The sequence below is a fragment of the uncultured Cellulomonas sp. genome, assembly GCF_947494015.1.
GTDB lineage: Bacteria > Actinomycetota > Actinomycetes > Actinomycetales > Cellulomonadaceae > Pengzhenrongella.
In genome coordinates, this window is the sequence record NZ_CANLTL010000003.1 from 209,052 (window position 1) to 230,194 (window position 21,143).

Sequence of the window (21,143 nt, forward strand, 5' to 3'; positions counted from 1 at the left end):
CGGTCGGGCTCAGGACCGTCCGGCGTGGACCTCTTCGGCGACCCACGCGACGGCGTCGTCGACCGAGGGGTGCTGCCAGGTGAAGCCGCTGGCGCTGAGGACCGCGGGCAGGGCGCGGATGGAGCCGAGCACCTCGCTGGAGAAGTCCCCCAGGACCAGCTTGAGCGCGGCTGCCGGGACCGGCAGCCGCGCCGGTCGGTGCAAGGCCCGCGCGAGCTCGCGGGTCACGGCCTCGTTGGTCGCCGGGTGCGGCGCGCTGAGGTTGACCGGCCCGTGCACGTCGGCGTCGAGCAGGTGCACGATGGCGCCGACCTCGTCGGGCAGCGTGATCCAGCTCCAGAACTGCTGCCCGGAGCCCAGACGCCCGGCGACGCCGGCTCGGACGAGCGGGAGCATCCGCTGCAGGGCCCCGCCGGCCGGCGACAGCACGATGCCGCTGCGCAGGAAGGCGACTCGGACACCCGCCTCGACCGCCGGGTCGGCTGCGCCCTCCCAGTCCCGGACGACGCCGGCGAAGAAGGTGTCGCCGAGCGCCGAGCTCTCGTCGAGCACCTCGTCCCCGCGCTCGCCGTACGCGCCGATCCCGGAGGCCTGGAGCAGCACCGGGCGGGGCCCGTCCAGGCGCGCGAGGGTGTGCGCGATGAGGCCGGTGGTGTCGGTGCGGGACCGGCGCACGACGTCCTTGTAGGCGTCGGTCAGCCGCTTGTCGCCGACGCCGGCGCCGGCGAGGTTGACCACCGCCCCCGCGCCCTCGAGCGCGCGCGGGTCCAGAACGCCGTGGGCCGGGTCCCACGGCACCTCACGCGGCCCCGCCGGCGCACCGCGGACGAGCCGGTGCACCTCGTGACCCTCCCGGGCGAGCCGGGCGACCAGGGCGGTCCCGATGAGTCCGTGCGAGCCGGCCACGACGATCTTCATGGCGTCACCCTAGGCGGCGTCGACCGGTCGGGCTCGGGCGGGTCGGGACCGCCGCGGCCGGGTGCGGGTGCGGGTGCGGCCTCAGACGACGACGTCCGCGGCCCGACCGGTCGCGGGGACCGGCCGGACCGCGGACGTCAGCGGTGTCGAGCGTCAGAGGCCCAGCTCGGCCTCGAACGCGCCCTCCTCGATCCGGTTCTTGACCGCCATGAGGTAGCGCGCCGCGTCGGCGCCGTCGACCAGCCGGTGGTCGTAGGACAGCGACAGGTACATCATCGAGCGGACCGCGATGCTCTCGGCGCCGTCGGCGTCGGTGAGGACCACGGGGCGCTTGACGATGGTGCCGGTGCCCATGATCGCGACCTGCGGGAGCGCGACGATCGGGGTGTCGAACAGCGCGCCGCCCGACCCGGTGTTGGTGATCGTGAACGTCCCGCCGGACAGGTCGTCCGGGGTGATCTTGTTGGCGCGGGTGCGCGACGCGAGGTCGCCGATCCGGCGCGCGATCCCGGCGAGGTTGAGGTCGCCCGCGTCCTTGATGACCGGGACGACCAGACCACGCTCGGTGTCCACGGCGATCCCGAGGTTCTCCGAGCCGTGGTAGACGACCTGGTCGCCGTCGATGCTCGCGTTGATCTTCGGGTACGCCTTGAGCGCCTCGACCGCGGCCAGCGCCAGGAACGGCAGGAAGGTGAGGTTGGCACCCTCGCGTGCCTTGAAGTCCTCCTTGGCCCGCGCCCGCAGCCGGGCGACGCGGGTCATGTCGACCTCGACGACCGTGGTGAGCTGGGCACCGGTCTGCAGCGACTCCACCATGCGCTCGGCCACGAGCCTGCGCAGCCGCGACATCTTCTCGGTGGTGCCACGCAGCGGGGAGACCGGTGCGGGGGCGGCCTTCTTCGCCGGCGCGGCCGGAGCCTCGGCGGCGGCCGGTGCAGCGGGCTGCGCCGCGGCGGCCTTCGCGGCCTCCTCCGCCTTGGCAGCCGCCTCCAGGACGTCCTCCTTGCGGATCCGGCCACCGACGCCGGTCCCGGTGAGGGTCGCGACGTCGACGCCCTTCTCCGCGGCGAGCTTGCGCACGAGCGGGGTGAGGTACGTGCCGGACGCGGCGGGCGCCGGTGCGGACTGCTGCGCGGGGGCAGGCGTCGCCGGCTCGGCCTGGGCGGGCTCCGCCTTCGCCGGCTCCTCGGGGGCGGCCTCGGGCTGGGCGGGCTCGGCCTGCTGCGGCTGTGCCGGCTGCTCCGCGGGGGCCGGGGCTTCGTCGGGCGCGGCGTTCTGCGGCCCGGCCTCGGTCGCTGCGGGCGCCGGGGCCTCGGCGGTCTGCGGCTGCGACGGCGCGTCGGCCGGGGCCGCCCCGGACCCGATCACCGCGAGCGGCGCACCGACCTCGACGGTCTCGTCCTCCTGCACCAGGATCTGCTGCAGCGTGCCGGCGACCGGCGACGGGATCTCGGTGTCGACCTTGTCCGTGGACACCTCCAGCAGCGGCTCGTCGACGGCGACGTCGTCGCCGACCGACTTGAGCCAGCGCGTCACGGTGCCCTCGGTGACGCTCTCCCCGAGCGCGGGCATGACCACCTGCTCGCCCTCGCCGCCACCGTCGCCACCGCCGGACGGCGCGGAGCCGCCCTGGCCGGCGCCGGGGCCCTCGGACGCCGCGCCCCCGTAGGTGCCCTCCGCCTCGGGCGGCGGTCCGCCGTAGCTCTCGCCCATCTCGGCGGCCTCCGGGCTCCCGGTGACCCCGGCCTGCGCGCCGGTCCCGCCCGACGGGTCGCCCTGCGGCGCCGGCGTCGAACCGGCGGCGGGCTGCTCGGCCGGAGCCTCCTGCTCGGCGGGGGAGCCCTGCTCGGCGGGAGCCGACGGCGACTGGCCACCACCCTCACCCGACCCGATCACGGCCAGCTGCGCGCCGACCTCGACCGTCTCGTCCTCCTCGACCAGGATCTGCTCGAGCACGCCCGCGAAGGGCGACGGGATCTCGGTGTCGACCTTGTCGGTCGACACCTCCAGCAGCGGCTCGTCGACGGCGACGGTGTCGCCGACCTGCTTGAGCCAACGGGTGACGGTTCCCTCGGTGACGCTCTCACCGAGCGCCGGCATCTGCACGGAGTCAGCCATGACCGCTCGTGTCTCCTTCGATCGTGGGGTCAGTTGTGGGCGTGCAGAGGCTTGCCGGCCAGGGCCAGGTGGGCCTCTCCGAGAGCCTCGTTCTGCGTCGGGTGGGCGTGGACGAGGGACGCGACGTCCTCGGGGTAGGCCTCCCAGTTCACGATGAGCTGGCCCTCCCCGATGAGCTCGCCGACCCGGGCGCCGATCATGTGGACGCCGACGACGGGGCCGTCCTTCTGACGGACGAGCTTGATGAACCCCGCGGTGGCCAGGATCTGGCTCTTGCCGTTGCCGCCGAGGTTGTACTCGAGCACCTCGACGTTGTCGGCACCGTGGATCTCCCGGGCCTTCGCCTCGGTGAGGCCGACGGAGCCGATCTCGGGCTCGGAGTAGGTCACGCGCGGGATGCCGGACTCGACGATGACCTGCGGGTTGAGCCCCGCGATCTCCTCGGCGACGAAGATCCCCTGCGCGAAGCCGCGGTGCGCGAGCTGCAGCCCGGGGACGATGTCGCCGACGGCGTAGATGTTGCCGACACCGGTGTGCAGGCGCTCGTCGGTGAGGACGAACCCGCGGTCGACGGTGATCCCCTGCTCCTCGTAGCCGAGGTTCGCGGTGTTGGGGCCGCGGCCGACGGCCACGAGCATCAGCTCGGCGTCGAACGTCTTGCCGTCCTCGAGGGTGACGTGGACGCCGTCGTCGCTCTGCGTCGCGCCCTGGAAGCGGACGCCGAGGTTGAAGTTGATGCCGCGCTTGCGGAACGCGCGCTCGAAGGCCTTGGACAGCGCCTCGTCCTCGTTGGCGACCAGGTGGGGCAGCGCCTCGATGATCGTCACCTCGGCACCGAACGAGCGCCACACGCTCGCGAACTCCGAGCCGATGACCCCGCCGCCCAGCACGATGACGGACTTGGGCACGCGGTCCAGCTGCAGCGCCTGGTCGGAGGTGATGATGTTGCCGCCGATCTCTAGACCGGGCAGCGACCGCGCGTACGAGCCCGTGCCGAGCACGATGTGGCGGCCGGTGACGCGCTGGCCGTCGACCTCCACCGTGTCGTTCGACACGAGCTTGCCCCAGCCCTCGAACACCTCGATCTTGCGGGACTTGATCAGCCCCTGCAGGCCTTTGTAGAGCCGACCGATGACGGTGTCCTTGTACTTGTTCACACCGCCCATGTCGATGTGGTCCAAGGTGGTGTGCACCCCGAAGCTCGCACCCTCGCGGGCGTTGTCGGCCAGCTCGGCCGCGTGCAGCAGAGCCTTGGTCGGGATGCAGCCGTTGTGCAGGCAGGTGCCGCCGAGCTTGCCTCCCTCGACCAGGGCGACCTTCAGGCCGAGCTGGGCGCCACGCAGGGCGGCCGCGTAGCCGCCACTCCCTCCGCCCAGGACGACGATGTCGAAAACGGTGCCGTTCGTGTCGGCCACGTGGGAACTCCTCCGGCGCAGGCGTGTGGTGTTGTCCAATGCTCGCGGTCATCTTGTCACCACGCGACCGCGAGCCCTAACCGGGACGCGCGCCGTGCGGTGTGACCGTCACCGCGTCCCGGCGCCCGTGCGGACCCGGCGACGGCCGCCGGCAGGACCGGGTTAGCCTGCGGTCATGGGCCTGTTCTCACGCCGCCGCGCGCCCGTCCACGTCGACGGTGCGTCGTCGTCCCGGGAGGCGCAGAAGGCGACCCTCGCGCACCTGACCGACTTCGTGCGGACCCGGGTCGGTGTCGAGGGGTACGTCGAGCCGGCCACCAACGTCACCCCGGTGACGCTCATGCTGATCGCGACGACCGGGGAGTGGACCCGGCGGCGGGTGCCGGACCAGCGGACCGCGCACGCCGTCGCCAAGGACCTGGGCATCCCGGTGTACGACGTGCAACGCACGGGCTACCCGCAGCGCATGCGCGACTGGAACAGCAGGCAGCGTCCGCGCCGGCGCTGACGGTGTCTGCGGCCTGACCCGGCGGTCACTCGCCGGTCGCGCCGTCCACGGACTCGCGCAGCAGGTCGGCGTGGCCGCTGTGCCGCGCATACTCCTCGACCAGGTGCACCAGGATCCACCTCAGGTTCGGGGCGCTGCCGTCCGGCTGCGCTCGGCTCGCCCGGCGGTCCGGTCCGCCGTCGGACAGCGCCTCGGCGATGAGCGCCCGGGACCGGTCGACGGCGTCCTGCCACAGGGCTCGCAGCTCCCGCGGCGCGTCGTCCTGCGCGGAGTGCCAGTCCCAGTCCGGGTCGGCCGACCAGTTGATGCGGTCCCACGGGGGGTGAGGCGTCCGGTCGTGCAGCACCACCGAGCACCAGTGGTCCTCGACGTACGCCAGGTGCTTGAGCATGCCGCCCAGCGTCATGGTCGACGGGGGGAGCGTGGCCCGGAGGCCGGCCGGGTCCAGGTCCGAGCACTTCCACGCCACCGTGGCGCGCAGGAAGTCCAGGAAGCCCAGCAGCGTCGCCACCTCGTCGCCGGTGAGCGGGGGCTCGGGGCGGCCGTGCTCGTCGACGTCGATCACGGCCGCCCGCCGCCGCCCCCGGACCGGCGGGTCACTTCTTGCGGCGCCCGGTGGTGGCGCGCTGCTCGAGCAGCGTGAGCAGGGTGCGCACACCGACTCCCGTGCCCCCGACCGGCGTGTACCCGTGCGCCGACTTCTCGTTGAACGCCGGTCCGGCGACGTCGAGGTGCGCCCACGGCGTCGTCCCGACGAACTCCCGCAGGAACACGCCCGCGGTGAGCATGCCCCCGGCGCGCTCGCCGATGTTGGCGAGGTCCGCCACCTTGGACTTGAGCCCGGCCAGCAGCTCGTCGGGCAACGGCATCGGCCAGAACTGCTCGCCGGACGCCTGGGCGGCGGCCGTGACCTCGGCGCGGACGTCGTCGGTCCCCATCACGGCCGACACGCGGTTGCCGAGCGCGACGACCTGCGCACCGGTGAGCGTCGCGATGTCCAGGACGACGTCGGGCCCCTCCTCGATCGCCGCGACCAGGCCGTCGGCCATCACCAGGCGACCCTCGGCGTCGGTGTTGAGGACCTCGACCGTCGTGCCGCCGCGGATCGTGATGACGTCGGAGGGGCGCTGGGCGGTGCCGGACGGCATGTTCTCGGCGAGGCACAGCCAGCCGGTCACGGCGACCGGCAGCTCGAGGCGGGCAGCAGCGACGACGGTCTGCAGGACGGCCGCGGCGCCGGCCATGTCCGACTTCATCGCCTCCATGCCGGCGGCCGGCTTGATGGAGATGCCGCCCGAGTCGAACGTGATGCCCTTCCCGACCAGCGCGACCTTCGCCGCGGGGCGCGAGGGGGTGTAGGCGACCCTGACCAGCCGGGGTCCACGTGCGGACCCGAGCCCGACGCCCAGCAGGCCGCCGTAGCCCCCCGCCGTCAGCGCCTTCTCGTCCAGGACGCTCACCTTGACGCCGGTGCCCTTCACGGCCGCCTTCGCGAGGTCCGCGAACGCGGCCGGGTACAGGTCGTTGGGTGCGGCGTTGACCAGGTCGCGGGTGGCGTGCACCGCGGCTGCGAGCACCTCGGCCCGGTGGACGGCCGTCTTGGCGGCCGCGTCACGGGCCAGCGGGGTCAGCACCTCGAGCGTGGCGACGGCGGCCGCCTTCTGGGCGGCTGCGCCGTCGCGGTACCGCAGGAACGAGTACGCACCCAGCAACGCGCCCTCGACCACCGCCGCGAGCTCGGTGACCGCGTCGGCCGGCAGCGCGAGCGCGACGCTCGCGGTGCCGGCGAGCTCGCGCGTCGCCGCGCCGGCCGCCCGGCGCAGGGCCTCCGCCGAGGGGGTTGCGGACTGCTCACCGAGCCCGGTCAGGACGAGCACCGGTGCGGCCAGCTGCCCCGCGGTGGGCACGCGGCGGACCTCGTCGACCGCGCCGGTGAGCCCGAGCGCGGTCGCCGACCGGGTGAGCTGGGTGCGCAGCCCGCCGGGCAGTGCGTCGGCGCCGACCAGCACGACGCCGTCGGCGGTCGAGGCGGTCGCGACGACGAGGGCGTCGGCGGTGACGTGGGAGAGGTCGGTCGAGGTGAGAGTCAGCTGGGCCACATGAGGATCGTAGTGCGCGCCGCCGGTACCCTCGGGGACCGTGCTCATCCCCGTCGCGGTGCTCGCCGCCCTGCTGGCCGTGGCCCTCGCCGCCTGGGCCGCCGTGTTCGCGATCCGCGACCGTGCCGTGGTGCTGCGCCAGCTGTGGGGCGCCGCCGTGGTCGAGGGGGCGCTGGTGCTGCAGGTGGTCGCCGCGCTGCTGCTGACCATCCGCGGCACCGGGCCGTCCGACGCGGCCACGTTCTGGGGCTACGTCATCACCGCGCTGCTGCTGCTGCCGATCGCCGCGGCCTGGGCGTTCGCCGAGCGGACCCGGTGGAGCTCGGTGGTCCTGCTGGTCGCCGCGGTGACCATCGCGGTCATGCAGTGGCGCGTCGTCCAGGTCTGGACCGGGGAGTGAGCACGCGCACGCCGGCCCCGGGTGCCGTCCCCGCGCGCTCGACGGCGACGGGTCCGGGGCGGGTGCTGGTCGCCGTCTACGGCGTGTTCGCGCTCGCGGCGTCGGCCCGCGCGGGGGTCCAGCTGCTGCGCGACTGGCACGAGGCGCCGCTCGCCTACGGGCTGTCGGCCGTCGCTGCCGCCGTCTACTGGGTGGCGACGGTCGCGCTGGCCCGCGGTGCGCGCGCCGTCGCGCTGACCGCCGTCGGCGTGGAGCTGGTCGGCGTGCTCGCGGTCGGCACCTGGTCGCTCGTCGATCCCGCGGCGTTCCCGCGCGCCACGGTCTGGTCCACGTTCGGCAGCGGGTACGGGTACGTCCCGCTGGTGCTGCCGCTCCTCGGGCTCGCGTGGCTGTGGCGGTCGCGCCGTGCCGCGGACCCGCCGCCCGCCGCGTCCGTCGACAGCTCGGCCCCGCCCCCCGCCGGTTAGGTTGGGCCCGTGTACCGGCTTCTCTTCGATCTCGTGCTGCGCCGCCTGGACCCCGAGCGCGCGCACGAGCGCGCGTTCACCGCGATGCGGACGGCAGCCGCCGCGCCGGGCGTGCCGGCGCTGGCCCGGCGGCTGCTGGCCCCGCCGGCCGGGGCCCGCGTCCAGGTCTTCGGGCGCGAGCTGCCCGGACCGTTCGGGCTGGCCGCCGGCTTCGACAAGGACGCCCGTGGCGTCCGCGCCCTGACCGCCCTCGGGTTCGCGTTCGTCGAGGTCGGCACGATCACCGCCCGCGCCCAACCAGGCAACGAACGGCCCCGCCTGTGGCGCGAGGTCGACCAGCGTGCGGTCCGCAACCGCATGGGGTTCAACAACGCGGGCGCACCGGCGGCCGCGGAGCGTCTGCGCGCGCTGCGGGCGACCCCCGCAGGACGTCGCCTCGTGGTGGGCGTCAACATCGGCAAGACCAGGAGCACCCCGGCCGAGGCGGCCCCGGGTGACTACGCCACCAGTGCGCGCCTGCTCGCGCCGTACGCGGACTACCTCGTGGTCAACGTGTCGTCGCCGAACACGCCCGGCCTGCGGGACCTGCAGTCGGTCGCCGCACTGCGTCCCATCCTCGTCGCCGTCCGGTCCGCCGCCGACGAGGCGACCGCGGGGCGCGGTCGCCCGCCGGTCCCGCTGCTGGTCAAGATCGCCCCGGACCTGTCCGACGACGACGTCGACGCGGTGGCGGACCTCGCCCGCGAGCTCGGCCTCGCCGGGGTGGTCGCGGTGAACACCACCATCGGTCACGCGCTCGGGCCCGGCGGGCTGTCCGGACCGCCGCTGCTCGGCCGCGGGCTCCAGGTCGTCGGCCGGCTGCGCCGTCGGCTCGGCGCGGACGCCGTCGTGATCGGCGTCGGCGGGATCACCACCGCCGACGACGCCCGGGCCTACCTGCACGCCGGCGCGACCCTCGTGCAGGGCTACACCGGCTTCGTCTACGGGGGGCCGCTGTGGGCCGCCCGGATCAACCGGGCACTCGCGACCGCGGCACCCGCCACGACCGAGGTCGCCGCATGATCCGGCCGCAGTGGGTGTGGGAGCTCGACGACGCCGAGGGCCGCGTGCTCCCCGTGCCGGTCAGCCCGCTGTTCAGCAACCAGTTCGACGCCGAGCAGTGGCTCGGGGAGCACTGGCGCGACCTGGCAGCGCAGGACGTGGCGGTCGCCCGGCTGCTGCACGAGGGGACCCAGGCCGCGGCCCCGGTGCCCCTGCGCGTGTCGTGACCGACCGACGCCCCGCGGCCGACGTCGGCGTGCCCCGCCCGGCCGGCGGCCGCCTGCCGCGCCGGCTCGCCCAGCTCGCCGTCGGTCTCGTGCTGTACGCCTTCTCCATCACCGTGCTCGTGCACTCCGAGCTGGGCAACATGCCGTGGGACGTGCTCAGCCAGGGCGCGTCGCGCCGCACGGGATGGTCGCTGGGCGTGCTGACCGTGCTGATCAGCCTCGTCGTGCTCGCCTGCTGGATCCCGCTGCGCCAGCGGCCCGGGTTCGGCACCGTGGCGAACGTCCTGGTCATCGGCGCCCTCGTGGACCCGTTCCTGGCCGTGCTCGGACGGCTGCCGGACCCGCTGCCACTGTGGGCGGCCGCCGCGCTGGCCGTGGGCGGGATCGGCCTGAACGGCCTCGCGACGGCGCTCTACATCGGGGCGCGGATGGGACCGGGGCCGCGGGACGGCCTGATGACGGGCCTGGTCCGTCGCACGGGCCGCCCCGTGGGGGTGGTCCGGACCGGCATCGAGGTGGCGGTCGTGGCTGTCGGGTGGGTGCTGGGCGGCACGCTGGGGTTCGCGACCCTCGCGTACGCGCTGGGAATCGGACCGGTCGTCCACGCGCTGCTCCCGCGGCTCACCGTGCCGGTCGAGGACGGGGCCCCGCACCCCCCGGTCCCGCCCGTGTCCGACGACGTCCGGGTGCCCGGGACCGGCTCGCCCCGCCCGCTGGGCACCTGAGCCCGGACGCACCGCACGCCGCGACCCGTGGCGGGTCGCGGCGTGCGGTGCCGTGCGGTGGGCTGGACGCCCGTGCGGCCGCTCGCCCTCGGCCCGCGGTCAGACCGGACGCGTCTGCGGCGCGCCGGCCGCCGTGCGCCCCGGGTCGCGCTCGACCGAGTCGCCGAGCACGTCGTCGATCCGCTCCATCAGCGCGCGGGGGATCTCGACCCCGGACGCCTGCACGTTGTCGACGACCTGCTCGGGTCGCGAGGCGCCGATGATGGCCGCCGCGACGTTCGTGTTCTGCAGCACCCACGCCACCGCGAGCTGCGCCATGCTCAAGCCGAGCTCGTCGGCGACCGGCTTCAGCCCCTGGACGCGCTCGAGCAGCGTGTCGTCCATGAACCGCTGGATCATCTTCGCGCCGCCCTTCGTGTCGGTCGCGCGCGACCCCTTCGGCAGCTGGCCGCCGGGGGTGTACTTGCCCGTCAGCACGCCCTGGGCGATGGGGGAGAAGACGATCTGGGAGACGCCGAGCTGCTCGGACGCCGGCACGACCTCCTCCTCGATGACCCGCCACAGCATCGAGTACTGCGGCTGGTTGGAGACGAGCTGGAAGCCGAGGTCCTTCGCGAGGGCGTGCCCGGCGCGGATCTGGTCCGCGGTCCACTCGCTGACCCCGATGTACAGGGCCTTGCCCTGCCGCACGACGTCGGCGAACGCCTGCATCGTCTCCTCGAGCGGCGTCTCGGTGTCGTACCGGTGCGCCTGGTAGAGGTCGACGTAGTCGGTCCGCAGCCGCTGCAGCGAGCCGTCGATGGACTCCATGATGTGCTTGCGTGACAGGCCCACGTCGTTGGGCCCCTGCGGTCCCACCGGCCAGTACACCTTCGTGAGGATCTCCAGCGACTCGCGCCGCTGGCCCTTGAGCGCCTTGCCCAGGACCTTCTCCGCCTTGGTGTTGGCGTACACGTCCGCGGTGTCGAACGTGGTGATGCCCGCGTCGAGGGCGGCGTGCACGCACGCGGTCGCGGCGTCGTTCTCCACCTGCGAGCCGTGGGTGAGCCAGTTGCCGTAGGTGATCTCGGAGATCTTCAGGCCCGAGTTGCCGAGGTAGCGGTAGTTGACCATGCGGCGACCCTAGGGGAGCGGGCGGGGCCCGGCATGCGGGGAGCGGCCGGCCGCGACCGGGTCAGACCGGGTACTCGCCCCGCTTGACCTGCGGCTTCGGCAGACGGGCCCGGCGCAGCTGGAACACCCTCAGGACGGCGTACATGGCCAGACCGCGCTGCCGGCCGTCGTCGCCGAACTTGGCGACGAGCTTCTTCTTCAGCTGGCGCCACATGAGGAAGGCGTCGATCAGCGTGAGGAAGACGATGCCGTAGAGCGTGACGATCACCAGCGCCAGCACGGTGGGGTTGCTGCCGAACACGAACGTCAGCACCACGAACACCATGGCGATCGGCAGGAAGAACTCACCCAGGTTCAGCCGCGCGTCGACGTGGTTGCGGATGTAGCGGCGCACCGGGCCGCGGTCCTTGGCCGGCAGGTACCGCTCGTCGCCGGTCTGCATGGCCTGGTACTGCCGGTCCCGCTCGACCTTCGCCGCCGCTCGGGCGGACTGGGCGGCGGCCTTGCGGTCGGTCGGCACCAGCGGCCGCTTGTTCGCGGCCTCGGCGGTCCGCCGCTTCGGCGTCGGGCGGCCCTTGCCCGTCGCGACCGCAGCCCGCGTCACCTCGTCCTCGGCGGGGGTGGTGGCGGGCAGGGTGACGTCGGAGCGCTTGCGGGAGAACACCCGGCCAGGGTAGTCGAGCCGGAGGGTAGCGTGGACGCCCGTGACCGACGCACCCCCCACCCACGGCCCCGACCAGCCCACCACCCGGGCCGTCACCCAGCCCGGTGCGGCTGCCTGGCGCGAGCGGGTCGCGGCGCAGTTCCCCCGCCTGCGGGCCGACCTGGAGGACCTCGTCCGGATCCCGAGCGTCTCCAACGCCGCGTTCGACCAGCGGCACGTCCGGGCCAGCGCCGACGCCGTCGCTGCGCTGCTCGCCGATGCCGGCATGCCCCAGGTGCAGGTCCTGACGGTCACGGCGCCGGACGGGCGCGACGGGGCGCCCGCCGTCGTGGCGTGCCGCCCCGCGGCCCCCGGTGCCCGGACCGTCCTGCTGTACGCCCACCACGACGTCCAGCCCCCCGGGGACGACGCCGCCTGGGACAGCGAGCCGTTCGTGCCGGTCGAGCGGGACGGACGGCTGTACGGGCGCGGCGCCGCGGACGACAAGGCCGGGGTGGTCGCCCACCTCGGTGCGCTGCGGGCGCTCGGGGACCAGCTGGCGCAGTCCGGACTGGGCGTCACCGTGTTCGTCGAGGGCGAGGAGGAGATCGGCTCGCCCACGTTCGCGGCGTTCCTGGCGACCTACCGCGACCTGCTCGAGGCCGACGTGATCGTCGTGGCCGACTCCTCGAACTGGCGGGTCGGCGTGCCGGCGCTCACCACCTCGCTGCGGGGGCTGGTCGACCTCGAGGTGGAGGTGGCGGTCCTGGACCACGCGGTGCACTCGGGCATGTTCGGCGGCCCCGTGCTCGACGCCCTGACCCTGCTGTCCCGGCTGATCGCCACGCTGCACGACGACGCCGGCGACGTCGCCGTGGACGGGCTGGTGTCCGCGCCCGACCCGACCGTCGACCTCGACGAGGCCGACCTGCGCGCCGACGCGGCCGTCCTCGACGGCGTCCGGCTCGCCGGGACGGGACCGCTGACGGCGCGGCTGTGGACCAAGCCGGCCCTCGCCGTCATCGGCATCGACGCACCGAGCGTCGCCCGGGCGTCCAACACCGTGACGCCGCGGGCCACCGCCAAGCTGTCGCTGCGGATCGCCCCCGGCCAGGACCCGGCCGACGCGCTCGCGGCGCTGCGCGCGCACCTGACGCAGCACGCGCCGTTCGGTGCCCGGGTCACGGTGCGGGACGGGGAGCTCGGCAAGCCGTTCCAGGCGCCGGCCGACTCCGACGCGATGCGGGCGGCCCGCCGGGCGTTCGAGGAGGCGTGGGGCACGCCGCCGGTGGACATCGGGGTGGGCGGCTCCATCCCGTTCATCGCCGACCTGCTGGGTCAGTTCCCCGACGCGGCGATCCTGGTCACCGGTGTGGAGGACCCGGACTCGCGCGCGCACGGCGCGAACGAGTCGGTGCACCTCGCCGAGCTCGAGCGGGTCGTGCTCGCCGAGGCGCTGCTGCTCGCGGAGCTCGGTCGGCGCTGAGCCGCCCGAGAGTCTGCTCGGTCCTAGACCGGGGGAGCCGGGTCGTACTGGATCGCCCGGCGCACGTCGCGGGCGGCCTCCGGGCTCTCCAGCCGGGCCACCAGGTGCAGCGACATGTCGATCCCTGCCGACACCCCGGCGGCCGTGACGACGTCGCCGTCGTCGACGAAGCGCGCCTCGGTGTCGGCCGCGACGCTGGGGTCGAGGGCGGCCAGCTCGTCGAACGCGCCCCAGTGCGTGGTCGCCGGTCGTCCGGCCAGCAGGCCCGCCGCGGCCAGCACCAGCGCACCGGTGCACACGCTGGTGACCAGCGGGACCCGGGCCCGCACCGCGCGCACCCACGCGAGGTGCTCCCGGTCCCGCACGAGCCGGCGGGTGCCCTGGCCACCGGGGTACACCAGGACGTGCAGGGCACCGACGTCGTCCGCGGACGCGTCCGGGACGATCCGCAGCCCCTTGGCCAGCCGGACCCCGGCCCCGTCGGTGGAGAAGGTCAGCACCTCCGGACGCAGCTCCGACAGCCGCGCCCACGCGGCCAGCACCTCCCACGGCCCGACGACGTCGAGCTCCTCCGCGTCGTCGAAGACGAAGATCCCGACCCGTAGCGGGCTGCCGGTGGTCATCTCGCGCTCCGTCCTGCGCCGACCGTGCCGGTCCCGGGGACCGAGGCGTGACCGCACGCCGTGCGCGTGTGCCGATCGTCGCACAGGGGCGTCGCGCCGACCTGGGTGGCGGGTGGGTCCCGGGCCGCGCCCCGGCGCGGTCCACCGCGCGGACGGGTGTGCCAGGATCCGCGGATGCGCGTCCTGGTGGCTCCGGAGTCCTTCGGCGGTGCGCTGTCCGCGACGCAGGCCGCGCGCGCGATCCGGTCCGGCTGGCTGGGGGCCGCCCCGGGCGACGACGTCCGCTCGGTGCCGCTGACCGACGCAGGCTCCGGCCTGGTCGACGTGCTGCACGACGTGCTCGGCGGTGAGCTGCTCTCGGCGACGGTCCGGGGGGCCCAGGGCGACCCGGCGCCCGCGGCCGTCCTGGTCGTGACCGGCCAGGCCGGCGACCGCACGGCCTACGTGGACGCCGCGCATGCCGTCGGGCCGGCGCTCGTGCCGGCCGCGCGCCGCGACGCCGGACGCGGTGCCTCGTCGGGGGTGGGGCAGCTGCTGGCGCTGGCGCGGGCCACCGGGGCGCGACGCGTCGTCGTCGGCGTCGGCGACGCGGCGACGAACGACGCCGGCGCCGGGATGCTCGCCGCGCTCGGCGCCGGGGTCGAGGTGACCGGTCCGCTCGCCATGGGGGGCCACGCGCTGGCCGGCGTGACCGAGGAGGACCTGTCCGGCCTCGCCGCCCTCCGGGCCGACTGGTCGGGGATCGAGCTGGTCGCGGCGTACGCGCTCGACCTGCCCCTGCTGGGCATGCACGGCGCCAGTGCCGGCGCGACGGCGCACGGCGCGTCGCCGGAGCAGGCGCAGGCGCTCGAACGCTCGCTCGGCCACTTCGCGCACGCCGCCGTCGCGGCCCTCGGCCCGGGCACGGTCCGCCCCGACCTGCTGCTCTCGGCCCGGGCCGCGAGCCCGGCGGCCCGGCTCACCGCTCTGCCGGGCGCGGGCGCCGGCGGTGGACTGGGGTTCGGGCTCGCGCTGCTCGGTGCCCGGCTGTACCCCGGAGCCGCCCTCGTCGCCGACGAGGTGGGCCTGACCGGCCGGCTCGCCGACGTCGACCTGGCGGTCACCGGCGGTGCCACGGTGGAGCCGCGGTCCCTGCACGACGCCGTGGTCGCAACGGTCGCCGACCGGGCGATGGTGAGCGGTGTGCCGACGGTCGTCGTCGCCGGTGAGGTGCTGGTGGGCAGGCGCGAGCTGGCCGCGGCGGGCATCACCGCGGCGTACCCCGTGGAGCAGGGGCACGAGCCGGGGCGTGCCCGGCCCGGTCCGGCCGCCGGTGGTCCCGCCGACGCGGGGTCGAGGCCGCCCGCCGACGGGGCAGCGGCGCTCGCCCGCCGCGCCGCCCGGGTCGCGCGCACCTGGTCGCGCTGAGCGGCCCCTGACGGGGGCGGGTGAGCAGGCGCGCGGGCGCGCCGCCCTGCGGGTGCGGTCACGGTCCGAGCGGGTCGTACCCTGGGGGAACAACCAGCACGGCGTGCACTGTTGAGATCGATGACACGTGACGGCGTACGCGCTACGTCGGCTGCCGCCCCAGACCCCGCGGAGTGACCATGAGCGAGACCACCCAGACCGCGACGCACGGCGTCATCCTCACCGACGTGGCTGCCGGCAAGGTCCGGAACCTGCTGGAGCAGGAGGGGCGCGACGACCTGCGCCTGCGTGTGGCCGTGCAGCCGGGCGGCTGCTCGGGCCTGATCTACCAGCTCTACTTCGACGAGCGCGTGCTGGACGGCGACGCGCTGCGCGACTACGACGGCGTGGAGGTGGTCGTGGACAAGATGAGCGTGCCGTACCTCGACGGCGCGACCATCGACTTCGCCGACACCATCGAGAAGCAGGGCTTCACGATCGACAACCCCAACGCGGGCAGCTCCTGCGCGTGCGGTGGCTCCTTCGCCTGATCCCGACGCCGCCTGATCGCAGCACGACGCCCGAGGGGCCCGGTACCGGTCGGTACCGGGCCCCTCGGGCGTCCGGGCGCGGCGAGTACCGGTGTCCGAGCCCCGATGTGGCCGTCCGCCGGCGCGTCACGCCGGGTGGTGTCGCTCACAGTCCGGTGCGGTGCGGGCGCCCGGCCGAGGGCGGCCGCCCGTTCGGCACGGGCCGGACCTGCGGACCCGCGCCCGATTCGTCCCCGCGCCGTCCAGGGCGGGGGCGGGGGAGCGCGTGGCTGGACCGACAGCCCGCCGCCAGCGCGATACGCTGACCCGCGTCGAGGACGAAGGTCCCGGACCAGTGCTCAGGCCTCGCCCGCTGCCGCTGCCGGACATGACGTGAAAGGCCCCCCTTGCGCTCCCAGAACACCAGCCCGAGCCGGCGCCCGGCCCGTCGGGCCGTCGTGCTGGCCACGGCCGTGGCACTCATCGCCAGCGGCTGCTCCGCCGAGGCGCAGCGCGGATTCCTCCCCGGTTACCAGGACGAGCAGGTCACCAACCAGACCGAGCGGATCACGGACCTGTGGGTCGGCTCCTGGATCGCCGCGCTCATCGTCGGCCTCATCACCTGGGGCCTGATCCTGTGGTGCGTGACCGTCTATCGGAAGCGGAAGTCGGACGACAAGCTGCCGATCCAGATCCGCTACCACGTGCCGCTGGAGATCACGTACGTGGTGCTGCCGATCATCCTCATCGGCGTGCTGTTCTTCTACACCGCGCGGGACATCTCGGCGATCGAGGACGTCTCCACGGCCGACCCCGACACCACCATCCAGGTCGTCGGCAAGCAGTGGAGCTGGGACTTCAACTACCTCGACGAGGGCGTCTACGAGAGCGGTGTGCACGCCCAGGACGTCGGCGAGGGTGACGACTACGACCAGCTCCCGACGCTGTACCTGCCGGTCGACGAGCGGGTCGAGTTCGTCCTCGACGCCCGCGACGTCATCCACTCGTTCTGGATCCCGGCCTTCCTCTACAAGAAGGACATGATCCCGGGGCGCACCAACGTCTTCCAGGTGATCCCGACCCGCGAGGGCGTCTACGCCGGCAAGTGCGCGGAGTTCTGCGGCGAGGAGCACTCCTCGATGCTGTTCAACGTCGCGGTCGTCTCGCGCGAGGAGTTCGACGCCCAGATGGACGCCCTCCGCGAGCGGGGACAGACCGGGGCGCTGGGCATGGAGCTGAACCGCACCCAGGACGCCACCAGCGCCGCCGAAGGCACGCAGAGGAACGAGAACTGACATGGCGACCGATACCGCTCCTTCGGCCACGCACGTCGAGCCGCTCATCCCGGGCCTGCCGCCTCAGCGGCAGACCCTGGGCCGGACCGTCGTCAAGTGGATCACCTCGACCGACCACAAGACGATCGGGTACCTGTACCTGATCTCGTCGTTCTTCTTCTTCATGCTGGCCGGGATCATGGCGCTGCTCATCCGCGCCGAGCTGTTCACCCCGGCCCTGGACGTGCTGCAGAGCAAGGAGCAGTACAACCAGCTCTTCACGATGCACGGCACGATCATGCTGCTGCTGTTCGCGACGCCGCTGTTCGCGGGATTCGCGAACGTGATCATGCCGCTGCAGATCGGCGCTCCCGACGTCGCGTTCCCGCGGCTGAACATGTTCGCCTACTGGCTGTACCTGTTCGGTGGCCTGATCGCGTGCGCCGGCTTCTTCACCCCGCAGGGAGCCGCGTCCTTCGGCTGGTTCGCCTACGCCCCGCTGTCGGACCAGACGTTCACCCCCGGCCTGGGCGGTGACCTGTGGGTGTTCGGTCTCGCGCTGGCCGGGTTCGGGACCATCCTCGGCTCGGTCAACTTCATCACCACGATCGTGACGATGCGGGCCCCCGGCATGACCATGTTCCGGATGCCGATCTTCACGTGGAACACGCTCATCACGAGCATCCTCGTGATCATGGCGTTCCCGCCGCTGGCCTCCGCGCTGTTCGCCCTCGGCGCGGACCGCCGCCTGGACGCCCAGGTGTTCAACCCCGAGAACGGCGGCGCCATCCTGTGGCAGCACCTGTTCTGGTTCTTCGGGCACCCCGAGGTCTACATCATCGCGCTGCCGTTCTTCGGCATCGTCTCCGAGGTGCTGCCCGTCTTCAGCCGCAAGCCGCTGTTCGGCTACAAGGGCATCGTGTTCGCGACGATCGCCATCGCGGCCCTGTCCGTGACGGTCTGGGCGCACCACATGTACCCCACGGGTGCGGTCCTGCTGCCCTTCTTCGCGGTCATGACGATGATCATCGCGGTGCCGACCGGCGTGAAGTTCTTCAACTGGATCGGCACGATGTGGCGCGGGAAGATCACGTTCGAGACGCCGATGCTGTGGTCGATCGGCTTCATGGTGACGTTCCTCTTCGGTGGCCTGACCGGGATCATCCTGTCCAGCCCGCCGCTGGACTTCCACGTGACCGACACCTACTTCGTGGTCGCCCACTTCCACTACGTGGTGTTCGGCACCGTGGTGTTCGCGATGTTCTCCGGCTTCTACTTCTGGTGGCCCAAGTTCACCGGTCGGATGCTCGACGAGAAGCTCGGCAAGATCCACTTCTGGACCCTGTTCGTCGGCTTCCACATGACGTTCCTCATCCAGCACTGGCTCGGCGTCGTCGGCATGCCCCGCCGGTACGCCGTCTACGCCCAGGAGGACGGGTTCACCTGGATGAACCAGGTCTCGACCGTCGGTGCGTTCCTCCTGGGCGCCTCGACCCTGCCGTTCCTGTGGAACGTCTACGTGACGTGGCGCAAGGCGCCGAAGGTCACGGTCGACGACCCGTGGGGCTTCTCCAACTCCCTGGAGTGGGCCACGAGCTGCCCCCCGCCGCGGCACAACTTCACCTCCCTGCCCCGGATCCGCTCCGAGCGCCCGGCGTTCGACCTGCACCACCCCGAGGTGGCGGCGATGGACTTCGCCAAGCCCAACCAGGGCTTCTTCGACTGGGAGTCGGAGCACCAGGGGCAGAGCGAGCAGGCGCGGCAGCGGGTCGCCGAGGGCTCGGGTGAGCCCGAGCAGGCCGCACAGGGCGTCGTCGGCGACGGCGTCCGCCCGGACGACACGGAAGGACGCCAGCGATGAGGACCGAGGCGAAGACGTTCCTGTACCTCGTGCCGTGGTTCCTCGTCGTCGCGGTGGTGTACGCCGTGTGGAGCGGGTTCGAGCCGGTCGGCTCGCTCGGCCTGCTGCTCGTCGCGGCGCTGTCGCTGATGATCGGCGCGTACTTCGCGATGCTGGTGCGCCGCATCGACGCGCGTCCCGAGGACAACCCGGACGGGACCATCGAGGAGGGCGCCGGTGACCAGGGCGTGTACAGCCCCTGGAGCTGGTGGCCGCTGATGATCGCCGCTGCGGCCGCGATCGTCTTCCTCGGGCTCGCCGTCGGCTGGTGGCTCGTCTACGTCGGCTCCGCCTTGGGCATGCTCGCCCTGGTCGGCTGGGTCTTCGAGTTCTCGCGCGGTCAGCACGCGCACTGACCCGTCCGCGCACGCCCGACGACGGCGCCTCACCCCGCCAGGGGAGGGGCGCCGTCGTGCGTTGACCTGGGCGACGGCCTCGAGCAGCGGGATAGCGGCCGCGGCTCTGAGGTCGGTCCTCCTCGGGAAGGACTGGCGCAGCCCGTTGGTGTTCTCGTCAGTGCCGCGCTGCCAGGGGCTGTAGAGGGGCGGAAGTGGACAGGGACGCCGGTGGCTGCGGTGGACTCCTGGTGTCGTGTCATCTCGATGCCCCGGTCCCACGTCACCGAGCGGCGCACCGCGACCGGCAGCGCGGCGAAGGTGCGGGTCAGCGCTGCGACGACGGCGCGGCTGATCGCGTCGGGGATCGGTTGGACGATCAGGTACCGGCTGTGCCGCTCGGCCAGCGTGATCAGGTGCGACCGGCCGTGCCTCCGGACGATGGGACCGCCCCCGGGGAAGTCGACGACCAGGCGGTGCGCGATCTGCTCCGGTGACCAGCGCAGCGCGAGCTGGGCCTCGACGTACCGGCGCAGCCGGTCGTGGCCGGCGAGCGTGCCCGGCCGCGGCCGCGGCCTCGTCTCACGGACCCTTGCGAGCCGGTCCGCACGGACCTGGCCGGTCGTCCTCGACATCCCTGCGCCGGCGACCGCCTGCTTCAACGTCGCCCCACTGGCCCGGGCGGTGAAGAACCGCATCCGCACCTCGGCCGACGTCGGCTTCCTCCCCAACGTGCTCCTCCTGACCCTCGGGAGGTCAGCGTGGACCGCCGATCTTGCGTTGACGCCCTGAGACCACCGTCGTCACCTGGTCCAGCTTCCACCCGACGTCGACACACGGGCGGCCCCTGGTGTGCGCCGAGGTGTGGACGACGAGCAGGGCAGGCCGCAGCGACCGAGGACGGGTGGTGCGGTCCTCGCGGCGGTCTCACGCGTCGCCGGTGTCATGGTCGCGGCCCGCGCCGCGGTGGCCACCGGTTCACGCCGGCCGGGTCGTGACGGGGTGGCCCCGGGGGCGGTCGTGGGTGGGCGGCGTCGACCGCCCCACCGACGTGGACGCGGAGACCGCCCCTCAGCGGATGGGTCACCGTTCGGTGACGTAGGTGGCCATGTCGAGGGCCGGTGCCCGGACGCACGAGCGCCGGTGCCCGACGGGCACCGGCGCTCGTGCGTCGCGAGGTTCCGGCAGGACGCCGGCCGCGCGTCAGGTGGGGACGATGAGCCCCGACGTCTGCGTCCGCGCGCGCCCGAGCCGCTGCGACGCGTCCGCCCAGTTGACGACGTTCCACCACGCCTTGACGTAGTCAGCCTTGACGTTGAAGTAGTCCAAGTAGAAGGCGTGCTCCCACATGTCCAGCATGACGACCGGCACGAGCCCGAGGGCGATGTTGTTCTGCTGGTCGTACATCTGCACGATCACGAGCTTCTGGCCGATCGAGTCCCAGGCCAGCACGGACCAGCCTGAGCCCTGCAGACCGAGCGCGGCCGCGGTGAAGTGCTTCTGGAAGCCGTCGAACGACCCGAACGCCTCGTCGATCGCCGACGCGACGTCGCCCTCGGGACCGCCCGCACCCGCCGGAGTGAGGTTCTGCCAGAAGACGGAGTGGTTGATGTGGCCGCCGAGGTTGAACGCGAGGTTCTTCTCGAGCATGTTCACCGCGTCGAGGTTGCCGCTGTCGCGGGCCGCCGCCATCTTCTCGAGCGCGGTGTTGGCGCCGGCGACGTAGGTCGCGTGGTGCTTGTCGTGGTGCAGCTCCATGATCCGCCCGGAGATGTGCGGCTCGAGGGCCGCGTAGTCGTAGGGCAGATCCGGAAGGGTGTACTCAGCCATGAATGCGGTGCCTTTCGTCGGGCCACGCCCGGCAGGCGCGGCGTCGAGCATGTGGTCGTCACCGCCGCCGCGCGAACGGCGGCGGTGACGACCCGGACAACTCTT

At 73.5% G+C, this 21,143-nt stretch carries 22 protein-coding genes; 12 read left to right on the plus strand and 10 right to left on the minus strand.

The features are described from left to right. Positions 1–9 precede the first annotated feature (9 nt). From Q0840_RS04640 to lpdA, 3 genes are all read right to left on the minus strand, one after another. Positions 10–918, minus strand: coding sequence for a TIGR01777 family oxidoreductase (locus Q0840_RS04640; RefSeq protein WP_298456907.1), 909 nt, complete (start codon positions 916–918; stop codon positions 10–12). Between the two features lie 153 nt (positions 919–1,071). After that, entirely contained in the window at positions 1,072–3,036 is a 1,965-nt protein-coding gene (sucB, locus tag Q0840_RS04645; protein WP_298456909.1) for a 2-oxoglutarate dehydrogenase, E2 component, dihydrolipoamide succinyltransferase, read from the minus strand. Between the two features lie 29 nt (positions 3,037–3,065). Then, on the minus strand, positions 3,066–4,451 hold the full coding sequence (gene lpdA, locus Q0840_RS04650; RefSeq protein WP_298456911.1) for a dihydrolipoyl dehydrogenase: 1,386 nt from the start codon (positions 4,449–4,451) through the stop codon (positions 3,066–3,068). A gap of 175 nt (positions 4,452–4,626) precedes the next feature. Between lpdA and Q0840_RS04655 the strand changes: the two genes are divergently transcribed. After that, complete coding sequence (locus Q0840_RS04655) at positions 4,627–4,959, plus strand: oxidoreductase (protein WP_298456913.1); 333 nt, start codon at positions 4,627–4,629, stop codon at positions 4,957–4,959. Between the two features lie 25 nt (positions 4,960–4,984). Here Q0840_RS04655 and Q0840_RS04660 read toward each other — a convergent pair whose 3' ends face one another. Both Q0840_RS04660 and Q0840_RS04665 read right to left on the minus strand, forming a co-directional pair. Beyond that, on the minus strand, positions 4,985–5,524 hold the full coding sequence (locus Q0840_RS04660; RefSeq protein ID WP_298456915.1) for a DinB family protein: 540 nt from the start codon (positions 5,522–5,524) through the stop codon (positions 4,985–4,987). 31 nt (positions 5,525–5,555) lie between these two features. Further along, a complete protein-coding gene (locus Q0840_RS04665) occupies positions 5,556–7,058 on the minus strand; it encodes a leucyl aminopeptidase (protein WP_298456917.1) in 1,503 nt (500 codons plus the stop codon). 40 nt (positions 7,059–7,098) lie between these two features. Between Q0840_RS04665 and Q0840_RS04670 the strand changes: the two genes are divergently transcribed. The 5 genes from Q0840_RS04670 to Q0840_RS04690 are packed head-to-tail and all read left to right on the plus strand — an operon-like array spanning position 7,099 to position 9,918. Then, entirely contained in the window at positions 7,099–7,458 is a 360-nt protein-coding gene (locus tag Q0840_RS04670) for a hypothetical protein (protein ID WP_298456919.1), read from the plus strand. After that, positions 7,455–7,925 (plus strand): hypothetical protein, encoded by a 471-nt coding sequence (locus Q0840_RS04675; RefSeq protein WP_298456921.1) that lies wholly within the window; start codon positions 7,455–7,457, stop codon positions 7,923–7,925. The genes Q0840_RS04670 and Q0840_RS04675 overlap by 4 nt, the downstream gene beginning before the upstream one ends. A gap of 9 nt (positions 7,926–7,934) precedes the next feature. Next, positions 7,935–8,987 (plus strand): quinone-dependent dihydroorotate dehydrogenase, encoded by a 1,053-nt coding sequence (locus Q0840_RS04680; protein WP_298456923.1) that lies wholly within the window; start codon positions 7,935–7,937, stop codon positions 8,985–8,987. Beyond that, the gene (locus Q0840_RS04685) at positions 8,984–9,193 is read left to right on the plus strand and encodes a hypothetical protein (protein ID WP_298456925.1); all 210 of its coding nucleotides are present in this window, start codon (positions 8,984–8,986) and stop codon (positions 9,191–9,193) included. The genes Q0840_RS04680 and Q0840_RS04685 overlap by 4 nt, the downstream gene beginning before the upstream one ends. Further along, on the plus strand, positions 9,190–9,918 hold the full coding sequence (locus Q0840_RS04690; protein WP_298456927.1) for a YitT family protein: 729 nt from the start codon (positions 9,190–9,192) through the stop codon (positions 9,916–9,918). Before Q0840_RS04685 ends, Q0840_RS04690 begins: the two co-directional genes overlap by 4 nt. 99 nt (positions 9,919–10,017) lie before the next feature. Here the strand turns inward: Q0840_RS04690 and Q0840_RS04695 are convergent, their stop codons facing one another. Continuing rightward, positions 10,018–11,031 (minus strand): aldo/keto reductase family protein, encoded by a 1,014-nt coding sequence (locus Q0840_RS04695; RefSeq protein ID WP_298456929.1) that lies wholly within the window; start codon positions 11,029–11,031, stop codon positions 10,018–10,020. 61 nt (positions 11,032–11,092) lie between these two features. Further along, a complete protein-coding gene (locus Q0840_RS04700) occupies positions 11,093–11,695 on the minus strand; it encodes a DUF3043 domain-containing protein (protein WP_298456931.1) in 603 nt (200 codons plus the stop codon). Between the two features lie 40 nt (positions 11,696–11,735). Here Q0840_RS04700 and Q0840_RS04705 point away from each other — a divergent pair, with 40 nt between their 5' ends. Next, positions 11,736–13,160 (plus strand): dipeptidase, encoded by a 1,425-nt coding sequence (locus tag Q0840_RS04705; RefSeq protein WP_298456932.1) that lies wholly within the window; start codon positions 11,736–11,738, stop codon positions 13,158–13,160. 23 nt (positions 13,161–13,183) lie between these two features. Here the strand turns inward: Q0840_RS04705 and Q0840_RS04710 are convergent, their stop codons facing one another. Continuing rightward, positions 13,184–13,783 (minus strand): DJ-1/PfpI family protein, encoded by a 600-nt coding sequence (locus Q0840_RS04710; RefSeq protein WP_298456933.1) that lies wholly within the window; start codon positions 13,781–13,783, stop codon positions 13,184–13,186. Positions 13,784–13,957: 174 nt separating this feature from the next. Between Q0840_RS04710 and Q0840_RS04715 the strand changes: the two genes are divergently transcribed. From Q0840_RS04715 to Q0840_RS04735, 5 genes are all read left to right on the plus strand, one after another. Further along, positions 13,958–15,190 carry a glycerate kinase gene (locus Q0840_RS04715; protein WP_298456935.1) on the plus strand — a complete coding sequence of 411 codons (1,233 nt, stop codon included), beginning with the start codon at positions 13,958–13,960 and terminating at the stop codon, positions 15,188–15,190. 179 nt (positions 15,191–15,369) lie between these two features. After that, a complete protein-coding gene (erpA, locus tag Q0840_RS04720) occupies positions 15,370–15,720 on the plus strand; it encodes an iron-sulfur cluster insertion protein ErpA (RefSeq protein WP_298456937.1) in 351 nt (116 codons plus the stop codon). A gap of 386 nt (positions 15,721–16,106) precedes the next feature. Further along, positions 16,107–16,994, plus strand: a complete 888-nt coding sequence (gene coxB, locus Q0840_RS04725) for a cytochrome c oxidase subunit II (protein WP_298456939.1) — start codon at positions 16,107–16,109, stop codon at positions 16,992–16,994. A gap of 1 nt (position 16,995) precedes the next feature. Then, positions 16,996–18,834, plus strand: a complete 1,839-nt coding sequence (ctaD, locus tag Q0840_RS04730; protein ID WP_298456941.1) for a cytochrome c oxidase subunit I — start codon at positions 16,996–16,998, stop codon at positions 18,832–18,834. Beyond that, positions 18,831–19,229, plus strand: coding sequence for a cytochrome c oxidase subunit 4 (locus Q0840_RS04735; protein WP_298456943.1), 399 nt, complete (start codon positions 18,831–18,833; stop codon positions 19,227–19,229). The genes ctaD and Q0840_RS04735 overlap by 4 nt, the downstream gene beginning before the upstream one ends. Positions 19,230–19,258: 29 nt before the next feature. Here the strand turns inward: Q0840_RS04735 and Q0840_RS04740 are convergent, their stop codons facing one another. Together Q0840_RS04740 and Q0840_RS04745 are read right to left on the minus strand one after the other, a co-directional pair. After that, complete coding sequence (locus tag Q0840_RS04740) at positions 19,259–19,939, minus strand: DDE-type integrase/transposase/recombinase (protein WP_298456945.1); 681 nt, start codon at positions 19,937–19,939, stop codon at positions 19,259–19,261. Positions 19,940–20,411: 472 nt separating this feature from the next. Beyond that, the gene (locus Q0840_RS04745) at positions 20,412–21,038 is read right to left on the minus strand and encodes a superoxide dismutase (protein ID WP_298456947.1); all 627 of its coding nucleotides are present in this window, start codon (positions 21,036–21,038) and stop codon (positions 20,412–20,414) included. Positions 21,039–21,143: the final 105 nt, after the last annotated feature.

Excerpts from the sequence above, each read along its gene's own strand:
- Q0840_RS04685 (WP_298456925.1), top strand. The coding sequence starts at position 8,984 with ATGATCCGGCCGCAGTGGGTGTGGGAGCTCGACGACGCCGAGGGCCGC.
- Q0840_RS04655 (WP_298456913.1), top strand. The coding sequence starts at position 4,627 with ATGGGCCTGTTCTCACGCCGCCGCGCGCCCGTCCACGTCGACGGTGCG.
- Q0840_RS04745 (WP_298456947.1), bottom strand. The coding sequence starts at position 21,038 with ATGGCTGAGTACACCCTTCCGGATCTGCCCTACGACTACGCGGCCCTC.
- sucB (WP_298456909.1), bottom strand. The coding sequence starts at position 3,036 with ATGGCTGACTCCGTGCAGATGCCGGCGCTCGGTGAGAGCGTCACCGAG.
- Q0840_RS04695 (WP_298456929.1), bottom strand. The coding sequence starts at position 11,031 with ATGGTCAACTACCGCTACCTCGGCAACTCGGGCCTGAAGATCTCCGAG.
- Q0840_RS04710 (WP_298456933.1), bottom strand. The coding sequence starts at position 13,783 with ATGACCACCGGCAGCCCGCTACGGGTCGGGATCTTCGTCTTCGACGAC.
- erpA (WP_298456937.1), top strand. The coding sequence starts at position 15,370 with ATGAGCGAGACCACCCAGACCGCGACGCACGGCGTCATCCTCACCGAC.
- Q0840_RS04735 (WP_298456943.1), top strand. The coding sequence starts at position 18,831 with ATGAGGACCGAGGCGAAGACGTTCCTGTACCTCGTGCCGTGGTTCCTC.
- ctaD (WP_298456941.1), top strand. The coding sequence starts at position 16,996 with ATGGCGACCGATACCGCTCCTTCGGCCACGCACGTCGAGCCGCTCATC.
- Q0840_RS04715 (WP_298456935.1), top strand. The coding sequence starts at position 13,958 with ATGCGCGTCCTGGTGGCTCCGGAGTCCTTCGGCGGTGCGCTGTCCGCG.
- Q0840_RS04640 (WP_298456907.1), bottom strand. The coding sequence starts at position 918 with ATGAAGATCGTCGTGGCCGGCTCGCACGGACTCATCGGGACCGCCCTG.